Below are 18528 nucleotides of genomic sequence, written 5' to 3' on the forward strand. Positions count from 1 at the left end.
CTTTTTAAATTAAAGTATCTTTAAAAACTTTAAGGCATATTCTTCTTTTCAACTGTCCAGTTGGCATCTTTTGCTAGTCCGGGAGGGTTGCCGGTAAACATTTTACCTGCTTCTTTATCACCTTTTAATTGCCACAAGTACCATGCGGTAGCTACTTTGGCAAATTCGCCACCATGCGGCTGACCATAAGTTCCCCCGTGTCCAACATCCATATTGGCAACAAAAACAGGAACATGATTAATCCGTTTAAAATCGTCCATACCATTGCCATAAGCAATATCTTTTTCACCTCCTAGAACGTAAAGTGTTGGTGTATGTAGCTTTTCTAATTGATCTTTGGTAAGAGCTGGCATGCCAGGCATACCACCACCTGGTGTTCCAATAATACCACTGTTGTATATAACGGCTGTAGTAACACGTTTATCAGGAGCAGTTTCAAGTGTCTGCAAACCTCCGCATGACATGCCACTAACAGCTATTTTTGTAATATCTATTTTATTGTATAACGGACTTGTTTTGTCGCTGTTCTGTGCTATAGCCCAATTAATAGCATCAGTCATTTGCGAAGAAGTTGATCTGCCACTGCCTTTCTCACCTTCGAGAGGCATAGGACCAATTGCTACTACAAGGAAACCATGCGAAGCTACTTCTGATAGAAAGTTTACATGTTCCCAAGGAGAATTTGCACATGCTCCATTGCCCCAAGCTATAATAGGTAATTTGTTATTGCTGTTGAATGGGGTAAGGTTGTCAGGTCTAAAAACTGTATGTGTTGGCAATGAGCTTTCCTGTAATGCTATAGCTTTATACAAGCCTGTGCCTCCATCCTCTATAACTCTGGATGTTGGTCTTGGAGAAGATGTATTTACCTGTGCATTAACGGTATGAAATAAGCCGGAAACTGCAAAAATAAAACAAATTAGTAATGCATTTTTTTTCATAAATTTAGGTTCTTGATTAAGATATTTAGGTTTTTGATTAAAATTATAATATAAACATAGGCTTTTTGAAATAATTAAGTATAAATTAATTGTATTTTCTTGCATGAATTTACGTGTTGTTCATAGTCAGAAACATGCAATTTATTTTTGAGTGTAAGGATAATTATGATAATATGTTGAAATTATAGGTGTGAATTTTATTTGAAAATAGAAGAATATGCTGGTCGAAATTAATCCAAAAATACCGATGCGGAATAAAACTGCAACAAGAGAATTTTACTTGAATAAATTAGGTTTTAAGGAACTTGGGAATGTTGACTATGATGGTTATTTAATGGTGCAAAAGGATCATATCCAAATACATTTTTTTGAATTCAAAGAGCTTGACCCAAAAGAGAATTACGGACAGGTATACATACGAACAGATGATATTGAAACATTATATCGGTCGTTTTTAGATAGGGAATTAAATATTCACCCGGCGGGACATTTACAGTTAAAACCTTGGGGGCAAAAGGAGTTTTCTATGCTTGACCATGATAATAATTTATTGACATTCGGGCAAGGCTAGTGATATTTCCTACCTTTGAATTTTGCAAACCAAAAGCTTACAATGAAAAATATTGGAAATACATCGCTCGATGAGTTTTATAAGCAAGCGGTTGACTTTTTAGGTAAAGATGTTCAAACACTTTTGCCTCCTGGTATTCATAAAGAGATTGGGCATTTTAATGTGTTTGATATTTTCGAAACTATCAGGCAGGTGAAGCAAAAACAAGTAATGCCTTATAACCGCAGATCTTACTATAAAATAAGTTTAATAAGAGGGAAGAATCGGGCAGAATATGCAGATAAGGTTATTGATATAGAGCATAATGCATTGTTGTTTGCATCACCTAAAGTGCCTTACCACTGGTTTCCGTTAGATGAGAATCAATCCGGATCTTTTTGCGTATTTACAGATGCTTTCCTCATTAAAAATAAATCTGGAGTTATGCTTGATGAGCTTCCGATTTTTAAATCGGGTGGATATCCAGTCTTTGAGATAACAGATAAGCAGGCAGAAGAAGTTGGGTTTCTATTCAGGAAAATGCAAGAGGAAATAGCATCGAACTATGAATTTAAGTACGATTTGCTTCGGAATTATGTATTGGAGCTTATACATTATGGTCAGAAGTTACAACCTCCCAGAACTTTGCACCCCAACCAGAATGCAGCTTCTCGCATTCTTTCACTGTTTGTTGAGTTGCAGGAAAGGCAGTTCCCAATGGAATCTCCAAATCAAAGGCTGCAATTACGGACCGCAAAAGAATATGCAGATCGACTTGCGATCCATGTCAATCATCTCAATAAAGTTTTAAAGGAAAATACCGGAAAGACGACCACAGAAATCATCAGTGGGCGAATTATACAGGAAGCGAAGATTTTGCTGAAACAAACAGACTGGAATATTTCTGAAATATCATATAGTCTGGGTTTTGAAGAAGTTGCGCATTTTTCTAATTTTTTCAAGAAGCAAACCGCTGTAACACCGCTTAGCTTTCGATCATAAATTATAATTATTTGAATTTTGCAAACATGAGATTGATGCTTGCAAACATTATGCTGCCTATCATTCGATCTTTGTTGTATCAAATAAAAAATATAAAAGATGATAACAGCAAAAAATAAAACTGCACTTGTAACTGGTGGAAGTCGAGGTTTGGGTAGAAACATGACTATCAGCTTGGCTAAAAAAGGAATTGATGTTGTAATAACATACCAAAGTAATCAACAGAAAGCTGAAGAGGTGGTAGCCGAAATACAGGCGCTTGGTCAAAAAGCCACAGCCTTCCAGTTGGATGCTGCTAATATTCAATTGTTTGATGAGTTCTATACTATGTTAGGTGAATATTTAAAGGAGCAGACAGGCATTTCTAAATTTGATTTTCTTATTAACAATGCTGGCACAGCTTTGTATGCACCGTTCGCTGAAACTACGGAAAATCAGTTTGATGATGCAATGAATATCCATTACAAAGGTGTATTTTTCTTTACGCAGAAAGCTTTGCCATTTCTTAACGATGGTGGACGAATTATTAATATCTCCTCGGGACTTACCCGTTTTTCTTTTCCAGGCTCTTCAGCTTATGGATCTATGAAAGGTGCGGTCGAAGTTTTGACAAAATACCTTGCAAAAGAATTGGGTACGAGGCATATTGCTGTAAACGTAGTAGCTCCCGGAGCGATTGAAACAGATTTTGGTGGCGGCCGGATAAGAGATGACAAGGAGAGGAATGCAAATGTTGCAAGTTATACTGCGTTGGGCCGTGTAGGTTTGCCAGATGATATTGGAGGTGTTGTATCTTTTTTATGTACTGAGGATGCAGGTTGGATTAATGGACAACGTATCGAAGTATCTGGAGGAATGGTTCTTTAATTAGTACTCTCCTAATCATTCTTTGCATTATAAATTGTACATTGTATTATAAGGCATGAATATACATGGTATTTGAATTCACTACTTCCTTCGATTTTGATTTTATTACAGACTTTTCAAAAAAATACAATCTAACTCTTAAAGATAATTACATCTCTATTCCACCTTCGATGGGAAAAGGATATGTAAGAAAGATAGAATTTGAACCAGATTTTAGACTGTTAATTCACAAGTATAAACTTAAGGAAGATTTTGTCATCAAAAGAAACCCTTCAACACGGGCAAATGACCTATTGAGCATTTTCTTTTATAGTAATGAACAGCCAGTTGATTTAGTATATAATCGTGAACAGCCTATAAAATTTTCACAGAAAAGCGGATCGGCAATACAGATTACTACAAATGATTTAAAATCAGTTATCCGGTTTCCTGCAAATACAGAAACACAATATGTAGTGGTTGGTATTACACCGTCTAAATTAAATTCGTTATTAACTATTGAAAAAACTACTGGTGTTTTACAAGCAATTACAAAAGGATCAGCATCCTTTATGTATTTTGAAAGTATGAACTCAGAGACACAGCAGATTTTGAAAAATATTTCTGCAATCAATATGAATGATAACTTAAGCCATTTTCTTGTTCAAATTAAAGTGCAGGAACTGTTATATCATTTGCTTTATAAGCTATCTCAGAGAGAGAATACTTCCCAGAAAGCTGTCAATAATTCAGATATTGAAAAACTAACGGGTGTGCGTAATATTATTTTAGAAAATATAAGTAATCTTCCTTCAATTCACACACTTGCTGTTACAGTCGGTATGAGTGAAACTAAGCTGAAGCTTTTATTCAAACAGATTTATGGTGATACAATTTACAATTACTATCAAAAAGTAAGAATGGAAGAAGCAGCTTTTCTCTTAAATCATGCTGGAATTTCTGTTTCAGAGGTGGGCTATCAACTTGGTTTTTCAAACCTCAGTCACTTTAGCCGCCTATTTAAAAGACATTATGGGATGGCACCTAAAAAATATAGTCAGCAACCGCTCTAATTGAATGCAAGTCTTTATTTTCTTCAAAATCTTTATCTTCTTCATAGTCGAAATATGCGTAACCGATTTTTTTCAAATCTCCGTAAATTTCACATAATTGACTTCCAGCATAATAACAAGAGCCGGCAAACTTTTTTTCGTTTGCGTTAAAGATACTATTGGTAAGCAAAAAATAAGATTTACTATTAATGGAATTTTTCAATAGTTGATGTGCTTCAATTATTGCCTTCCCATAAAGTTTTTCAAAATCGCTAATTTTATAGGTTGATATTTCTCCATAATGAGCAATAAGTTTTAAGGTTAAATCAATTTTAAAACCGTTTTTGTCGCTTAACTCTTTCACTTTTTTTTGAAAGCTGCTGAGCATGATTTCATATTGGTCTTTTATCTGTACTGGAGTTAAGCTATCCTTAATATAAAAGAGAATTGCGTCTCCTTCTATTTCAGAAATTTTGAGATCTAGAACGTTATTATTTATGATAACCTGAAGAAGCTGTCTTGTTATTTCACGACCTGTTGTGAATTCCGTTTCATTGACAAACTTTGTAAATCCACTAATGTCCGGAATTAAGATTGTACCCTTAAATGAATTATCTGATGTATGGAATTTGGTGCTGCTTGATGGTTTTTCTAATACTAATGTACTCATATTATGAATTTCTGTTCTTTTCAATCAATGAAATAAACTCATCTTTTATACCGTCACATATAACGACCGAGTTGTATGTACAATTTTCTCTAACTACGGGATCAAAGCTATGTATCTTTATTTTTGAAGGCTTGAATTCTTTGCATTGTAATTGTGTAAACATATTCAAAGCAGCCTTTGAAGTAGCATAAGCCGTTAAATAATAGTTCGAATAACAGAACCCTTCTTCCTTCATCTTAGTTATGTCACCTAAAGCACTTGTAATGTTAATAATAGTGGGATTTTCGCTCGCTTCCATAAGTGGCTTTAGTACTTGAATAACTCTTATTACTGCAAATAGATTTATTTCGTAAAGCTTTTTTACGTCCTCTATGTTTATCTGATCTATCTTTTGTCCAAAGCCATTCACAACCTCGGCGTTATTAATTAGTAGATCCAGTTTTCCCCAAGAAGACTTTACCCTGGTATACAATCGAGTCAAATTACTCTCAGACGTAAAATCTACTTCAATTAACTCATAACCTCGTATATTGTCACCTTCCTCAGATAGAAGCTTATAACTTTCGCCACAGGCCGCAAGTATCACTTTGTAATTATGTTCTAATAGAATATTGGCAAGTGTTTTTCCAAAACCATTTCCGGCCTCGGTAACTAGTGCTATATTATCCTCTTTCATCTTCATCTTTTTTAATTTAAAAATGCTTATGTCTTCCTAAATTCATTTGGAGTTGTTCCACTCTGTTTTTTAAAGAACCTCGTAAAATGAGTCGGTTCTTGAAAGTTTAAACGATAGGCAATCTCTGCAATGTCTAATCCTGAGTATTTGAGTAAACTTTTACTCTCAAGAAGTAGTCTTTCATGTATAATATCTTTAGCACTCTTGCCAGTATGTTTTTTTACCGTTGTAGTTAAGTAATTGGGCGTGATATTAAGTTTCTCCGCATAATCACTTACATTCTTGGTGTCTACATACATTTTATCTACCAGCCCTTCAAACCGGTTGGTTATTATCTGCGATCTTGATAAATGGTTTTCCGTTGTCTTGTTTCTTTCGAAAATAGCTTTACAGAAATAAAGAAAGGAGCCTAGCATTCCTTCTAACATCCTTTCCTGATAGGGGTGAGGGTTTTTGAATACAGAATTCATTCTCTCTATATCATAAAACAGTGTCTTATGTTCATCTTTTGTCAACACAAATGAGTAGTTCTCAGTAATTTTTAAAAAAGGAAAATCGCCTACTAAATCGGGAAACGACTTCGCAAGAAATTCCTTTTTAAACATAATAAAGAACCCAGTCATATTCTTATCCCTCACCCAAGAAAATATCTGTCCGGGAATGACGAACAGTAAAGGATAACCTTCCAGTTTTACGGTATCTGCATTCAGATTAAATTCTGTACTCCCATAGTCGCTCAACAATCCTATTTGATAGAAGTCCTGCCGATAAGGTGCCATACACCTTCTTGCAGATGGTTCTAAGCTTTCAGCATGAAAAATATCAAAGTCAGGAATATTGCTTCTATGTGGAAAATCAATAGCTTCGTAAAATTCATCAAAAGTTTCAAAAACCGGTATATCAGCCTTTTTCATCAAATATCTATTATCTCGGTTAACTACGGTACAACAATACCATTACTTACAAATATCATAAATTAATTATCATTCCGGTTTTCTGAAAGTTTCATTTCTTCAAATTTTTGATTTACCTCATCTTCAGTAATAATTTCCCACCCACCTCCTAAGGCTTTATATATAGCAATTAGTGACGTTGCGGAAGATATTTCGCTAAGTGCCAGAGAATTCTCTGCCACAAGTAATGCATTATCTGCACTTAAATAATCAATGAAATTATCAAGCCCCGCATTAAACCTTTGTTTTGCAAACTCTGCAGCCTCTGCACTAGCACGTGAAGATGTACGTAAAATCTCCCTTCTTTTCAGTTCATGAGTATAATTACTTAAAGAGGTTTTAATTTCTTCCAGTCCCTCTAAAACAGTCTTTTCATATTGGTTAACCGCAGCTAGTGTTAATGCGTCGTCTCTTCTAATTTGTTGCTTTACACGTCCTAAATTAAAAGCTGCCCAACTGATGCTTGGAAAAATGCTCCATGTAAATGACTCACGACTTCCAAAGTTTGAAAAATCCACAGCAGAAAAACCTATCGAACCGCCAAATTGAATCTTTGGATAAAGGTCAGCGACGGAAATATTGTATTGTGCAATCCTCTCCTGCAAAATGGCCTCTGCTAGTCTGACATCTGGTCTACGACGTAGCATCTCCTGCACATTTCCAATTGTAATGGATTCTGGTAAGCTTGGTAGCGGTTGTTTTTTAACAATTGATGAACTTAAATTTCCAGGAACTTCACCGACTAAAACACTTAAGCTGTTTTTTAAGGCTTCAATCCTCGCATCCAACCGCGGCATACTTGCACGCGTTGTTTCTAACTGTGCAAGTGCTCTAGATACATCCAACTTATTGCTTGTACCAGCTTCTGATAGCTTCACCGTTAAATTATAGGTTTCTTCCTGGCCTGTTAAATTCCGTTTTGCTATATCGTACAAATATTGAGTGCCTCTTAATTCAAGGTAATTGTTTGCTACTTCAGCAAAAATACTGATGTAAACACCATTCATATCTGCCAATGCTTGTTGGTTATTGGCATAAGCACCTCTAATTCTATTGGAGACTCTTCCAAAAACATCTACCTCCCAAAATGCATCAAAACTTGTATTGTAAGTACTATAGGTTGGATTTTCACCTGGCGCAAATACATTTTCACCTGTTCGGGTTCTCGTATAATCACCATTTGCTGTGATCGTAGGTAATCTGTCTAATTTTGTACCCTTTAACATGGCTCGAGAGGCTTGAAAATTTGCAACTGCTGAGTTTATGTCCAGGTTGTGTTTCCTTGCCTTTTCAATAAGAGTATCCAATACAGGATCATTGAATTCTGACCACCATTCCATCGTTATGGCTGTAGTCTTAAAAACTGAATCTGCTAGTTCTTGTTTCAGGAAGCTGTCTTTTATTGAAACATTTGATACTGTATTATAATCTCGCTTTCTAATACCACAAGAAACAAACACCAGTAATAAAAGGGTTATTAATAATGAACTTTTCATTTTGTATTTTTTTATTTGTTCAATTCATTGTTTGTTGATTCTATTTCCTTCTTTTTAGGCTTAGTCGTCCATTTCCTGCCTAGGTAATAGAATAGTGGTGTAAGAAAAACTCCAAAAATTGTCACTCCAAGCATTCCACTGAATACCGCAATCCCAAGTGAAACTCGTAGTTCAGCGCCTGCACCAGTAGAGAGTGCCAAGGGCAATACCCCCAAAATAAAGGCCATTGCTGTCATCAAAATAGGACGTAACCTTAACCTTGAAGCTTCTATAACAGCTTTTTTTAATTCTATTCCCTGTTCTTCCAGTTGTTTAGCAAATTCGACGATTAATATGGCATTCTTACTTGCAAGACCGACCAGAACGACCAAGCCTATTTGCACCATTATATTATTGTCTAATCCTGCAATATCTACACCTATCATTGCAAATAGAAGTACCATAGGCACAATAAAAATGACAGCTAGTGGTAAAACTAAACTTTCAAATTGAGCAGCTAATAGAAGGAAAACGAAGACTACAGCCAAAAGAAATGCTATACTTGCTGTATTCCCTGTCTGTTTCTCCTGATAGGCAATCTCTGTCCATTCGTAAGAAATACCCTGCGGTAGAACTTGTTCTGCCAATTCCTCCATTCTATCCAATGCTTGTCCTGAGCTATATCCCGGTGAAAAAGATCCATTTAAAGAAGCAGAAGGATACATGTTGAATCTTGGTATTATGGATGCTCCAGCTATGTTTTCTTGCTTGGCAATCGTGCCTAGCGGAACCATTCCTCCTTCATTATTCCGTACCTTAATCTTTAATATATCTTCCGGTGTTAAGCGGTTTGGCGCGTCTGCCTGAGCAATAACCTGAAATGTTCTTCCCAGATAGTTAAATTCATTCACAAACGCAGATCCCATATAGACTTCAAGGGACTGAAAGATATCTTGAACATTTAGATTCAGTTTTTCTGCTTTTACACGATCTATGTCCAGATATAATTGTGGAGTTTGATTATTTAAAAAGGTAAATACATTACTTAGCACCGGGTCTTGGTTCGCTGCCAAAGCAAGTGCATTAGTAGCTTCCAGTAATTTATCTGTTCCTAAGTTTCCTCTATCCTGAACCATCATTTTAAAACCACCGGCATTACCAATACCACTAACCGATGGGGGAGGGATTACCAAAACTGTAGCCTCATCAATTTGAGCCATTGTTCCTTGAATCGTTCCCATTAAATCCTCGTATTTAATACCCTTGTCATCTCTGTCATCAAAATCGTCAAGTACTAGAAATGCTACAGCCGAGTTGGACGCATTTGTAGACGATATTGGGTCGTATCCCGTAAACGATATGGCATCTGCCACCCCGTCAATTTTCAAGGAAGCATCTAAAACCTTTTTTACCACATTATCTGTACGAGATAAAGAAGATCCAGGTGGCAATTGAATTACAGTAATAAAATATTGCTGATCCATCGCCGGGATAAATCCTTTAGGAACTCTGTTAAACTCAAATCCGGTAAGTAAAATCAGTCCGAAATAAACGAACAGAACCATAATTGATGACCGTACAAGTTTTCGAACGCCATTTCCATACCTGTTAGAGATATTCTCCATAAACAAGTTGAACTTGTCTCCGATATAAATAAAAGGCTTAAGAATTATAAAAGGCTTACTTTCATTTTCTTTTTCCTCATGGCGCATTAGTAGAGCAGCCATTGCCGGACTTAAGGTAAGCGAAACAAATACCGAAATAGTGGTAGCTACGGCAATCGTCAATCCGAATTGTTTATAAAACTGACCAGATATACCTTCTAAAAAAGCAGTGGGAATGAATACTGCAATTAGCACTAAACCGATAGCCACCAATGCACCACCAACTTCATCCATGGTTTTAACAGCAGCTTCTTTTGGCGATAAGCCTTTTCTCAAGTATCGCTCCATATTTTCCACCACGACGATGGCGTCATCTACAACTATACCAATGGCTAGTACAAGTCCAAACAGGGTTAGTGTATTCAAAGAAAATCCCAGAGCTTGCATGATAGCAAAAGTTCCTATTAAAGAAACCGGTATGGCTAATATTGGAATGATAGCAGCCCTCCATGATTGTAAAAACAAGAGAATTACAAAAATAACCAACAGTACCGCCTCAAAAATTGTATGGTAAACCTCATCTATTGATTTTTGAATGAATCTGGTAGGGTTGTATGCAATCTTATATTTAAGATCTGATGGAAAGCTCTTTGAAAGTTCCTCCATTTTACTCTGAATTTCTGCAGCCGTCTCAAGTGCATTACCCCCTGGTTGTTGAAAAATAGGCATTGCAACCGACTGTTGTTTCCCTAAATAACCACGTGTTGTATAATTTTGAGCACCTAATTCTACTCTGGCAACATCTTTAAGCCTTACTATACGCCCGTCTTCTCCAGATTTTATAATAACATTTTCGAATTGTTCAATTGAAGCAAGTTTATCTTGTGTCTGTATATTTACTTCAAAAGCCGTTTGGCCTCCAGAAGGCGAAGTATTCAGCGTACCACCTGCAATCTGAACATTCTGTGCTCGTAGAGCTTCCACTACTTCCGCAGCATTGATATCTAAGTTTGCTATTTTATCTGGATCCATCCAAATACGCATAGCATATTCAGCAGCTCCAAATAGTTGTATATTCCCAATACCTTTAATTCTGGCCAGTTCATCCTTTAATTGGAGAACGGCATAGTTACCCATATAGGTCTGATCATAAGTTTTATTAGGAGAATACAGATTTATTACCATAAGGATATCCGGTGACACTTTTTTTGTCGTAATACCCAATCTTCTCACGGATTCCGGTAAACGAGGTTCTGCAATGGCAACACGGTTTTGTACTTGTACCTGTGCCTTATCTAAATCGGTACCAAGCTCAAAGGCTACCTGCAAGGTTACCCGACCATCTGCTGCAGATTGAGAAGTCATGTAAATAAGTCCCTCTACACCGTTAATTTCCTTTTCTAATGGTCCAGCTACCGTACTAGAAAGTGTTTTTGCATTTGCTCCTGGATATATAGCTACCACCTCTATCGTAGGAGGAGCAACATCCGGAAACTGAGATGTGGGAAGTGATACATAAGCCAATCCTCCCACGATAAGAATAAGTACACTTAGTACTGCGGAAAAGATCGGTCTTTCTATAAAAAATTGACTAAATTTCATGTTCTGATTATTTAACTATTTTGGTGATGAAGTCCTCATCTTCTTTAAAGTTTACCACCATTCCCGGCGCTATTTTCTGAAGGTTATTGGTAATTATTCTATCATTTGATGTTAGCCCTTCTCTAATGATTCTCAAACCATTTGAGTGCAAAGGTCCCAAGGTTACGTTCTTGATTACTACCTCTTGGTTTTCTCCAAGTACATACACGTAACGTAAAGATTGATTAGTACCAATAATGTCGTCTGGAATCATGATTGCTTCGTGTTTTGCACTACCCAAAATCCTCACCTTACCGAACATTCCAGGCTCTAGTAAATTGTTTTCATTTTGAAGCACTGCGCGGAATTCTATAGTTCCCGAATGGTTATCAATTTCGTTATCTACAAAATCAAGTTTCCCTTCGTGTATAAAATCATCCTCATCTGCCAGTTCAATCTGTACTTGAACTCCTTCAGATCTAACTGCTCCTCGTTTCCCATCTCTTGCTAGTCTTACATATTTTAGATAATCAGATTCACTGCCTGAGAAATAAAAGTGAATCGGACTGGTTGCTACGATCGTTGTTAGCAAGGTTGAATTAGCACTACCTCCATCTATCAAGTTTCCCTCGTTAATTTTGTTCCTGCTCACTAAACCTGAAATGGGCGCTTTAACTTCTGTAAACTCTAAATTCAGTTTAGCATTATCAACTTTGGCCTGCGCTAATTGTATGCTAGCTTCTGAATGTGCTAAAGCCTGTTTCCTTCGGTCGTATTCTTCAGCAGATAGAGCTCCTGTTTCCCTCAATGACTCAACCCTCTTAAAATCATCTTGAGCAGCTTTTAAAGCAGCCTTTACCTGAGCGTAATTTGCTTTTGCTTCATCCAACTCAATTTTGAAAGGTCTTTGATCTATTACAAATAAAGTTTGTCCCTTCTCTACGTGCTGCCCATCAGTAAAGCTCACTTTTTTTAGAAACCCACTTACTCTTGCTCGAACTTCTACACGATTGTTTGCTTCAAACCTACCGGTATATTCATCCCACTCGGTGATCTTTTCATAAACCGGTAAAGAAGTTTCCACTGTCAAAGGTGCTACTTCAGGTATTGATACATCTTCTCCGTCTTTAGTCGCAAATGCAAAAACACCTATTGATATAATCCCTAAACCAGCTAGCATAAGGATACTTTTTCTTTTTGTATTGAATTTAAATTTCATCTTAACTCTCTATTTGATTTTAATTTCTAAGACAAAATTACGGTGAGGCAGGGCATGCGATGTAACCATAATATTCGTAAGAATGACCAAAATCTAATGTGTATTGAAATTTCCAAACAAAAATTAGGGGGGAGGACGTAAAACAAAAAGCCTGCAAAGTATTATTTTGCAGGCTTTTTGAATGTTCAATTTGCTAGATCTTGTCGACTTACGACAAAACTGATTTATTAGTGCGAATTTTGTTTAATGATCATCTAACCCTTTGTTATCGAGTATTTTGGCGATGCATTTTTCAACTCTTGCTTTCCTTGTTTTGGATTGTTTTGCTTGATTGAAGTAAAGAAGATACGCCTTCTGTCGTCCCGTTGTTAGGGAATAAAATGCTTTGTTCAATGCAGTGTTGTCGTCCAACATCTTTTGAAACTCTTCTGGAATAGGGTATTCACTCACGTTCTTTATTTCTACTTTCTTTCCCAATTTTTCATTTTCAATAGCTTCTTTGATGTAGGATTTGATAAAATCTCTCAATCTTATGATTTGCTCAATATTGGTGAATCTGATTTGTCTTGCAGACTGTACATTCTCAGATTGCTTTATCAAAATGTTTTTCGGATCTTTTAATAAAGCACCTTTATGAAACAGCAGAGCACAATATTCTTTAAAGCCATGAATGAGTACGATGTTTTTTCCTTGAAAAGTATAACAAGGGTGCATCCATTTGTAATCTTCTTCAAGAGATTTGTTTTCACAAACGATTTCACGCAATAAATGAAATTCGTCTTTCCATTTTTTCTCGTCTTTGAAAAATGTTTCTGCCTGTTCATTCATAAGCATTGGTTTATTTTTTATCAAAGATAATTTTTCTATCAGCTGGTCTGAAATACCAAGATACAACTGTTATCGATAATAATATTAGTGATGGAACAGCTTCGGTAAATGCTTGTCCAACTACTAGATGTGAAATAAAAGCTCCCGACATTGCAAAGAAAAAGCCTGCGTAGGCCCATTCTTTCAATAAGGGAAATTTCGGGATAAGAATAGTAACAACCCCTAGTAATTTCCATGCACCAAGTATACTTAAAAGATATAGTGGATAGCCTAACGAACTTACTATTTCATTATAACCCCCAATTTGTAATAGTTGTTGTATACCGCCTGCGGTCATTCCAAATGACAGAAACACCGTTGTAGCCCAATAGATAATTTTGTTTCTTTTTGTCATATTTCGTTATTTTAATTTACTTATCATTTCTTGAAGTCTGTTGTGAGCCATATTAAGACCTTGTGCGAATGGCATTTGCATTAATTGGTTTCTGAACTCAATAGATTTAAACAGGATATGCATAGTAAGCTTGCTTGTGCCCTCTGTTAGTTTTTCAAACTCCAAATATTCAAGCTGAACAGGAAATGGTGTGTTCTCCATCTCAAATGTTCTTGTGATTTTTTGATTGGGAATAAATTCGTGGATTGTACCATTTGCCCGAAAAACGATATTTCCATTATGCGAAGTTTCAAACGCATAATAACCATGTTTTCTGTTTTCCATTTTTAGCACTTTCGTATTCATCCATTGTTCAAGAAGTGCAGGTTCCTGATATGCCTTAAACAGCAATTCCAGAGGCAAATCAAACTCTCTTGTGATTATGATTTCCTGTTTGCCATCTTCGGCATTTATTTTTGTTTTTTGTTCCATTTTTACTTTTCTTTTGATTGATAGTTTTTCATAACAGCTTCCAATTTATTAAATCTATCATCCCACATTTTGCGGAACGGTTCAATAAATTCTGCCACATCTTTCATTTTTTTTGCATTTATATAATAATGTATTTCTCTGCCGCTTTGCTCTTGTTTCAGGAGTTCACACTCAGTAAGAATCTGTAGATGTTTTGAAACGGTTGGTCGTGCTGTGTTAAAGTTTGAAGCTATTGCACCTGCAGTCATTGATTGCGTAGCAACTAACATAAGTATTGCTCGTCTAGTCGGATCGGCAATAGCTTGAAATACATCTCGTCTTAGATTCATTATGAAGTCATTTGGCTACAAATATAAATGTAGACATTTAACTACGCAAATTTTTTAAAAAAAATGTTGATCTAGTATTTTTTTCTTATTGGTATTGTTTGTTGCCTAAAAGGTTCGTCTCAGATGTTTTTGATTAATAGTTCTTTGAAGGTATCTATGTAGCTTCATAATTATTGAATAAAGAGCTGTTTTGTTTAAATAAATGCCCATCATGATATAAATTGAATAGTTTTTGAATCAAAATAAAGGCTGTTTTTTTATTTATTTGAAGCGTTTTTAGTAATTAACAAATACCAAAAATGAAAACAGTGAATTTATTTAATTGAATTGAAAAAAAAGATATGCGTAAAACAATACACTTGTTTCTAGTAATGATTATCGCTTTCAGTGTTAGTTGTAGCAGCAAGAAAAAGCTAAGTAATTCTGAGAATGTTGCAGACATAGGGTTGCAAAATGAAGATTTAGTAATACCTCGAAGAGCAGAGGTGTTATTTTTAGGAAATGAAAGCCAGCATCATGATTCTCAGAAATATGCTCCTTGGCTTTCCATTAAATTGTTTAAAAGTGGGATAAACCTAACCTATACCAATAGTTTATCTGACTTAAATCAGGAAACTCTGGCAAAATTTGATGGTCTCATTATTTATGCAAATTACGATAGTATTTCACCAGAACAAGAGACCGCACTTCGCAATTTCGTTCAAAGTGGCAAAGGTTTGATTGCTTTACATTCGGCTGCCGGTTGTTTTAAAAACTCAGAGTGGTATATCAAAGCAATAGGTGGTCAATTCGCTTCTCATAGTGAAGGTAGTTTTAAAGCATCCATTGTAAATGCTGAACATCCTGTTATGAAAGATATCCCAGAGTTTACTACTTGGGATGAAACGTATGTACATAAAAACTTAAATTCTGATATTACCGTTTTATCAGAAAGAGTAGAAGGCAACGTGCGAGAGCCTTATACTTGGGTACGGAACGAGGGAAAGGGTCGTGTGTTTTATACTGCGTATGGGCATGAAGATAAAACTTGGACCAATTTAGGTTTCCTGGATTTGGTACGTAATGGTACTCTCTGGGCCATGGGGGATTTGGTAAGTAAGCAAATACAAGCCTTAAAAATTCCCAATGCCGATATTTATAATTCTGATACCATTGCAAACTATACCAAGCGGCATTTGGTACCTAAAATGCAAGAAGCATTAAGTCCATCGGAATCTAATAAGCTTACACAAATACCTGTTGATTTTGATATTAAAGTATTTGCATCAGAGCCTGATATTCAGAATCCTATTGCAATGGCATGGGATGAAAAGGGGCGTTTATGGATTGTTGAATCTGTTGACTACCCGAATACATTTGTTGAAACCGATGGATTAGCAAATGATAGAATTAAAATATTAGAAGATACGGACGGAGATGGTGTAGCGGATAAGTTTACTGTTTTTGCAGAAGATTTAAACATTCCAACCAGCATAACTTTCTCCAATGGGGGAGTATTGGTTACCATGGCGCCAGATATTGTATTTTTAAAAGATACAGATGGAGACGACATAGCTGATGTTAGACGGGTATTGATACACGGCTGGGGAAAAGGCGACACGCATGCTGGCCCTTCTAATCTGGTGTATGGATTTGATAATAAGATTTGGGGTGTCACCGGTTATTCTGGATTTAATGGAATGATAAATGGGAAGAAACAAGAGTTTTCTCAAGGGGTTTATCATTTTGATCCCAATGGTGAGAATTTTGAATATTTAGCATCTTCTAGTAATAATACGTGGGGTTTAGGGTTTACTGAGGATAACAATGTGTTCCTTTCGACGGCCAACAATACACATAGTGCTTTCTATTCAATGCCTGAAAGGTTTTTGCAGCGGAAGTTACCTAAAGTGAAGGATGTCCCATTTATTCAGGCTGTTCAAAAAATTGATGGCCATTATGATTTACATGCTCTAACTCCAAACTTGAGACAAGTGGATGTTGTGGGTGGTTTTACTGCTGCAGCTGGCCATCACTTTTATACAGCACGTAATTATCCTAAGGAATATTGGAATCGGATAGCGTTCGTATCTGAACCAACCGTTCGATTAATTCACAATGCTATTATCGAACCAGATGGAGCTGGTTTTACAGAAAAAGATGGTTGGAATCTAACGGCTAGCTCTGATGAATGGTATGGCCCTGTACAAGCTGAAGTAGGACCGGATGGAGCAGTATGGATCGCCGATTGGTATAATTTTATTATTCAACATAATGTTTTTGTGCCAGCACAGGCACCGTCAGATATGGTGCTTCCTGTTTCAACCAAGCAGCCTCATGGTCAAGGAAATGCATTTTCGAGTCCGCTGCGAGATATTAATCATGGAAGAATCTACAGAGTCGTATATAAAAATGCAAAAGAAAATAAACCTCTGCATTTAAGTAAATCTGATTTACCGGGGTTGCTGTCGGCCTTGCAAAATGATAATAAGTTTTGGCGTACTACCGCACAACGTTTATTAGTTGAATCAAAGAATAAAGCAGCTGCAACAGGTCTTTATGCAATTATCAACAATAGAAATGTTGATGAGATCGGGCTAAATAGTCCGGCGGTACATGCACTATGGACTCTTCAAGGCTTGGGTTTATTAGATGGTTCGAATGAAGAAGCACAACAGGTTGTGATTTCTGCTATGTCTCATCCTGCTGCCGGAGTAAGAAAGGCAGCTGCCGAGGTGGCGTTGAAATCTGCCTCAAGCTTAGAAGCTTATAGAAGTAATAACTTGATGCAAGATCCTAATTTAAATACTCGATTAGCTGTGTTTGTTTCATTAGCTAGTTTTCCAATCTCTGATGAAGCCGGTGAGTTAATTTACAAAGCAAGTTTAGTTAAGGAAAATGAGGATGATAAATGGCTTTCTCAAGCCTTGTTTGCTGCAGCTGTTCAACATGAACAAAGTTTTCGTAAGGCAATAAAGGAAGAAAGTGTATTTACTAAGAGGATATTGCAAGCACTTGATAAAGAAGTGTATATCTTGGGGAGAAGAAATCGTTTACAATTTTCGCCGAACATAAGCGGTAAAGAATTAACAGTCACAACTTCAATAACTAAGAATGATGATAAAGTATTAGAAGGAGTGATTTTTGCTCAAGGCGGACATGAGGATGGTTATGCTATTTTTATTGAAGCAGGAAAACTAATAATGCAAGTGAACCAAGAAGGAAAAGAGTACCGTGCAACTTCAACAGGAGCTTTGCCAACAGGGAAATTTGATGTCTTAGCGACCTTGGCTCAAAATGGAGACATTTTTTTAAGCATAAACGGGAAGCAGGTTGCAAAAAGTAAAGCGAAGGGATTGTTTAATGATGCGAAAGATTTTTATTATGCACGTTCTGGAGAAGATAGTGATAATGAATCCTTCAAGATTGGTAGCTACAATGGAAGATTTGAGTTTACAGGAAATATTCAGCAAGTAAAATTAGAGTTGAATAAACCTGATTTGGATATTAAAAAGTCAGAGCTTAAGACTGTTGAGAAAACTGAATCCAATAATGAAACTGTTAAATCAACCACTATTGTATTGAAAGTAGTGAAAGATATTATGCAGTTTGATAAAAAGCTAATCTCATTAAAAGCAGGACAAAAGGTAACTTTAATATTTGAGAATCCAGATGGGATGCTTCACAATCTGTTGATAATTAAACCTGGTAGCCTGCAGAAAGTAGGAGCTGCCGCTGACGAGTTATTGAGAAATCCCAAAGCAGCTGAGATGCAATATATCCCTAGAATCCCAGAAGTTCTTTATTCGACCAAGTTATTAGCAAGTGGAGAAAGCGATGTAATTGAGTTTACAGTTCCGACAACAACTGGAGATTATCCATTTGTATGTACATTTCCCGGACATTGGCGGGGCATGAATGGAATTATTCGAGTTGTAAAATAAATTTATTATTTTAA

The 18528-nt window shown here is 36.3% G+C and carries 16 protein-coding genes; 5 read left to right on the forward strand and 11 right to left on the reverse strand.

The window, feature by feature from the left end; translation table 11 throughout:
• Positions 1 to 29: 29 nt before the first annotated feature.
• Positions 30 to 941, reverse strand: coding sequence for an alpha/beta hydrolase (locus VL047_RS03275; protein WP_325358476.1), 912 nt, complete (start codon positions 939 to 941; stop codon positions 30 to 32).
• Between the two features lie 217 nt (positions 942 to 1158).
• On the opposite strand from VL047_RS03275, the gene VL047_RS03280 reads away from it, so the two are divergent.
• The 4 genes from VL047_RS03280 to VL047_RS03295 all read left to right on the forward strand — a co-directional run bounded on the left by VL047_RS03280 (position 1159) and on the right by VL047_RS03295 (position 4412).
• Entirely contained in the window at positions 1159 to 1512 is a 354-nt protein-coding gene (locus VL047_RS03280) for a VOC family protein (RefSeq protein ID WP_325358478.1), read from the forward strand.
• A gap of 42 nt (positions 1513 to 1554) precedes the next feature.
• Positions 1555 to 2493, forward strand: coding sequence for a helix-turn-helix transcriptional regulator (locus tag VL047_RS03285; RefSeq protein WP_325358480.1), 939 nt, complete (start codon positions 1555 to 1557; stop codon positions 2491 to 2493).
• 102 nt (positions 2494 to 2595) lie between these two features.
• The gene (locus VL047_RS03290) at positions 2596 to 3360 is read left to right on the forward strand and encodes an SDR family NAD(P)-dependent oxidoreductase (RefSeq protein WP_325358671.1); all 765 of its coding nucleotides are present in this window, start codon (positions 2596 to 2598) and stop codon (positions 3358 to 3360) included.
• Positions 3361 to 3425: 65 nt separating this feature from the next.
• Complete coding sequence (locus tag VL047_RS03295) at positions 3426 to 4412, forward strand: AraC family transcriptional regulator (RefSeq protein ID WP_325358482.1); 987 nt, start codon at positions 3426 to 3428, stop codon at positions 4410 to 4412.
• On the opposite strand, the gene VL047_RS03300 is transcribed toward VL047_RS03295, so the two are convergent.
• From VL047_RS03300 to VL047_RS03345, 10 genes are all read right to left on the reverse strand, one after another.
• Positions 4384 to 5061 (reverse strand): DUF2652 domain-containing protein, encoded by a 678-nt coding sequence (locus VL047_RS03300; protein WP_325358484.1) that lies wholly within the window; start codon positions 5059 to 5061, stop codon positions 4384 to 4386. The two genes, VL047_RS03295 and VL047_RS03300, sit on opposite strands and share 29 nt — an antisense overlap.
• Before the next feature lies 1 nt (position 5062).
• Complete coding sequence (locus VL047_RS03305) at positions 5063 to 5743, reverse strand: SDR family NAD(P)-dependent oxidoreductase (protein ID WP_325358486.1); 681 nt, start codon at positions 5741 to 5743, stop codon at positions 5063 to 5065.
• A 20-nt stretch (positions 5744 to 5763) separates the two neighbouring features.
• Positions 5764 to 6651, reverse strand: coding sequence for a helix-turn-helix domain-containing protein (locus VL047_RS03310; protein WP_325358488.1), 888 nt, complete (start codon positions 6649 to 6651; stop codon positions 5764 to 5766).
• Between the two features lie 62 nt (positions 6652 to 6713).
• Positions 6714 to 8186 carry a TolC family protein gene (locus tag VL047_RS03315; RefSeq protein WP_325358490.1) on the reverse strand — a complete coding sequence of 491 codons (1473 nt, stop codon included), beginning with the start codon at positions 8184 to 8186 and terminating at the stop codon, positions 6714 to 6716.
• 11 nt (positions 8187 to 8197) lie between these two features.
• Positions 8198 to 11371 carry a multidrug efflux RND transporter permease subunit gene (locus VL047_RS03320; RefSeq protein ID WP_325358493.1) on the reverse strand — a complete coding sequence of 1058 codons (3174 nt, stop codon included), beginning with the start codon at positions 11369 to 11371 and terminating at the stop codon, positions 8198 to 8200.
• Between the two features lie 7 nt (positions 11372 to 11378).
• Positions 11379 to 12569 (reverse strand): efflux RND transporter periplasmic adaptor subunit, encoded by a 1191-nt coding sequence (locus VL047_RS03325; protein ID WP_325358495.1) that lies wholly within the window; start codon positions 12567 to 12569, stop codon positions 11379 to 11381.
• Between the two features lie 243 nt (positions 12570 to 12812).
• On the reverse strand, positions 12813 to 13403 hold the full coding sequence (locus tag VL047_RS03330) for a YdeI/OmpD-associated family protein (RefSeq protein WP_325358497.1): 591 nt from the start codon (positions 13401 to 13403) through the stop codon (positions 12813 to 12815).
• Between the two features lie 4 nt (positions 13404 to 13407).
• Positions 13408 to 13791, reverse strand: coding sequence for a DoxX family protein (locus VL047_RS03335; protein WP_325358499.1), 384 nt, complete (start codon positions 13789 to 13791; stop codon positions 13408 to 13410).
• A 6-nt stretch (positions 13792 to 13797) separates the two neighbouring features.
• Entirely contained in the window at positions 13798 to 14262 is a 465-nt protein-coding gene (locus VL047_RS03340) for an SRPBCC family protein (RefSeq protein WP_325358501.1), read from the reverse strand.
• A gap of 2 nt (positions 14263 to 14264) precedes the next feature.
• Entirely contained in the window at positions 14265 to 14591 is a 327-nt protein-coding gene (locus tag VL047_RS03345; protein ID WP_325358503.1) for a metalloregulator ArsR/SmtB family transcription factor, read from the reverse strand.
• Between the two features lie 341 nt (positions 14592 to 14932).
• On the opposite strand from VL047_RS03345, the gene VL047_RS03350 reads away from it, so the two are divergent.
• On the forward strand, positions 14933 to 18514 hold the full coding sequence (locus VL047_RS03350; protein WP_325358505.1) for a PVC-type heme-binding CxxCH protein: 3582 nt from the start codon (positions 14933 to 14935) through the stop codon (positions 18512 to 18514).
• The last annotated feature ends 14 nt before the right edge of the window (positions 18515 to 18528 follow it).

The sequence above is a fragment of the Albibacterium sp. genome (assembly GCF_035514885.1).
Classification (GTDB): Bacteria; Bacteroidota; Bacteroidia; order Sphingobacteriales; family Sphingobacteriaceae; genus Albibacterium.

Excerpts from the sequence above, each read along its gene's own strand:
- VL047_RS03350 (WP_325358505.1), top strand. The coding sequence starts at position 14,933 with ATGCGTAAAACAATACACTTGTTTCTAGTAATGATTATCGCTTTCAGT.
- VL047_RS03320 (WP_325358493.1), bottom strand. The coding sequence starts at position 11,371 with ATGAAATTTAGTCAATTTTTTATAGAAAGACCGATCTTTTCCGCAGTA.
- VL047_RS03280 (WP_325358478.1), top strand. The coding sequence starts at position 1,159 with ATGCTGGTCGAAATTAATCCAAAAATACCGATGCGGAATAAAACTGCA.
- VL047_RS03345 (WP_325358503.1), bottom strand. The coding sequence starts at position 14,591 with ATGAATCTAAGACGAGATGTATTTCAAGCTATTGCCGATCCGACTAGA.
- VL047_RS03275 (WP_325358476.1), bottom strand. The coding sequence starts at position 941 with ATGAAAAAAAATGCATTACTAATTTGTTTTATTTTTGCAGTTTCCGGC.
- VL047_RS03335 (WP_325358499.1), bottom strand. The coding sequence starts at position 13,791 with ATGACAAAAAGAAACAAAATTATCTATTGGGCTACAACGGTGTTTCTG.
- VL047_RS03285 (WP_325358480.1), top strand. The coding sequence starts at position 1,555 with ATGAAAAATATTGGAAATACATCGCTCGATGAGTTTTATAAGCAAGCG.
- VL047_RS03300 (WP_325358484.1), bottom strand. The coding sequence starts at position 5,061 with ATGAGTACATTAGTATTAGAAAAACCATCAAGCAGCACCAAATTCCAT.
- VL047_RS03325 (WP_325358495.1), bottom strand. The coding sequence starts at position 12,569 with ATGAAATTTAAATTCAATACAAAAAGAAAAAGTATCCTTATGCTAGCT.
- VL047_RS03305 (WP_325358486.1), bottom strand. The coding sequence starts at position 5,743 with ATGAAGATGAAAGAGGATAATATAGCACTAGTTACCGAGGCCGGAAAT.
- VL047_RS03295 (WP_325358482.1), top strand. The coding sequence starts at position 3,426 with ATGGTATTTGAATTCACTACTTCCTTCGATTTTGATTTTATTACAGAC.
- VL047_RS03340 (WP_325358501.1), bottom strand. The coding sequence starts at position 14,262 with ATGGAACAAAAAACAAAAATAAATGCCGAAGATGGCAAACAGGAAATC.
- VL047_RS03330 (WP_325358497.1), bottom strand. The coding sequence starts at position 13,403 with ATGCTTATGAATGAACAGGCAGAAACATTTTTCAAAGACGAGAAAAAA.
- VL047_RS03315 (WP_325358490.1), bottom strand. The coding sequence starts at position 8,186 with ATGAAAAGTTCATTATTAATAACCCTTTTATTACTGGTGTTTGTTTCT.
- VL047_RS03310 (WP_325358488.1), bottom strand. The coding sequence starts at position 6,651 with ATGAAAAAGGCTGATATACCGGTTTTTGAAACTTTTGATGAATTTTAC.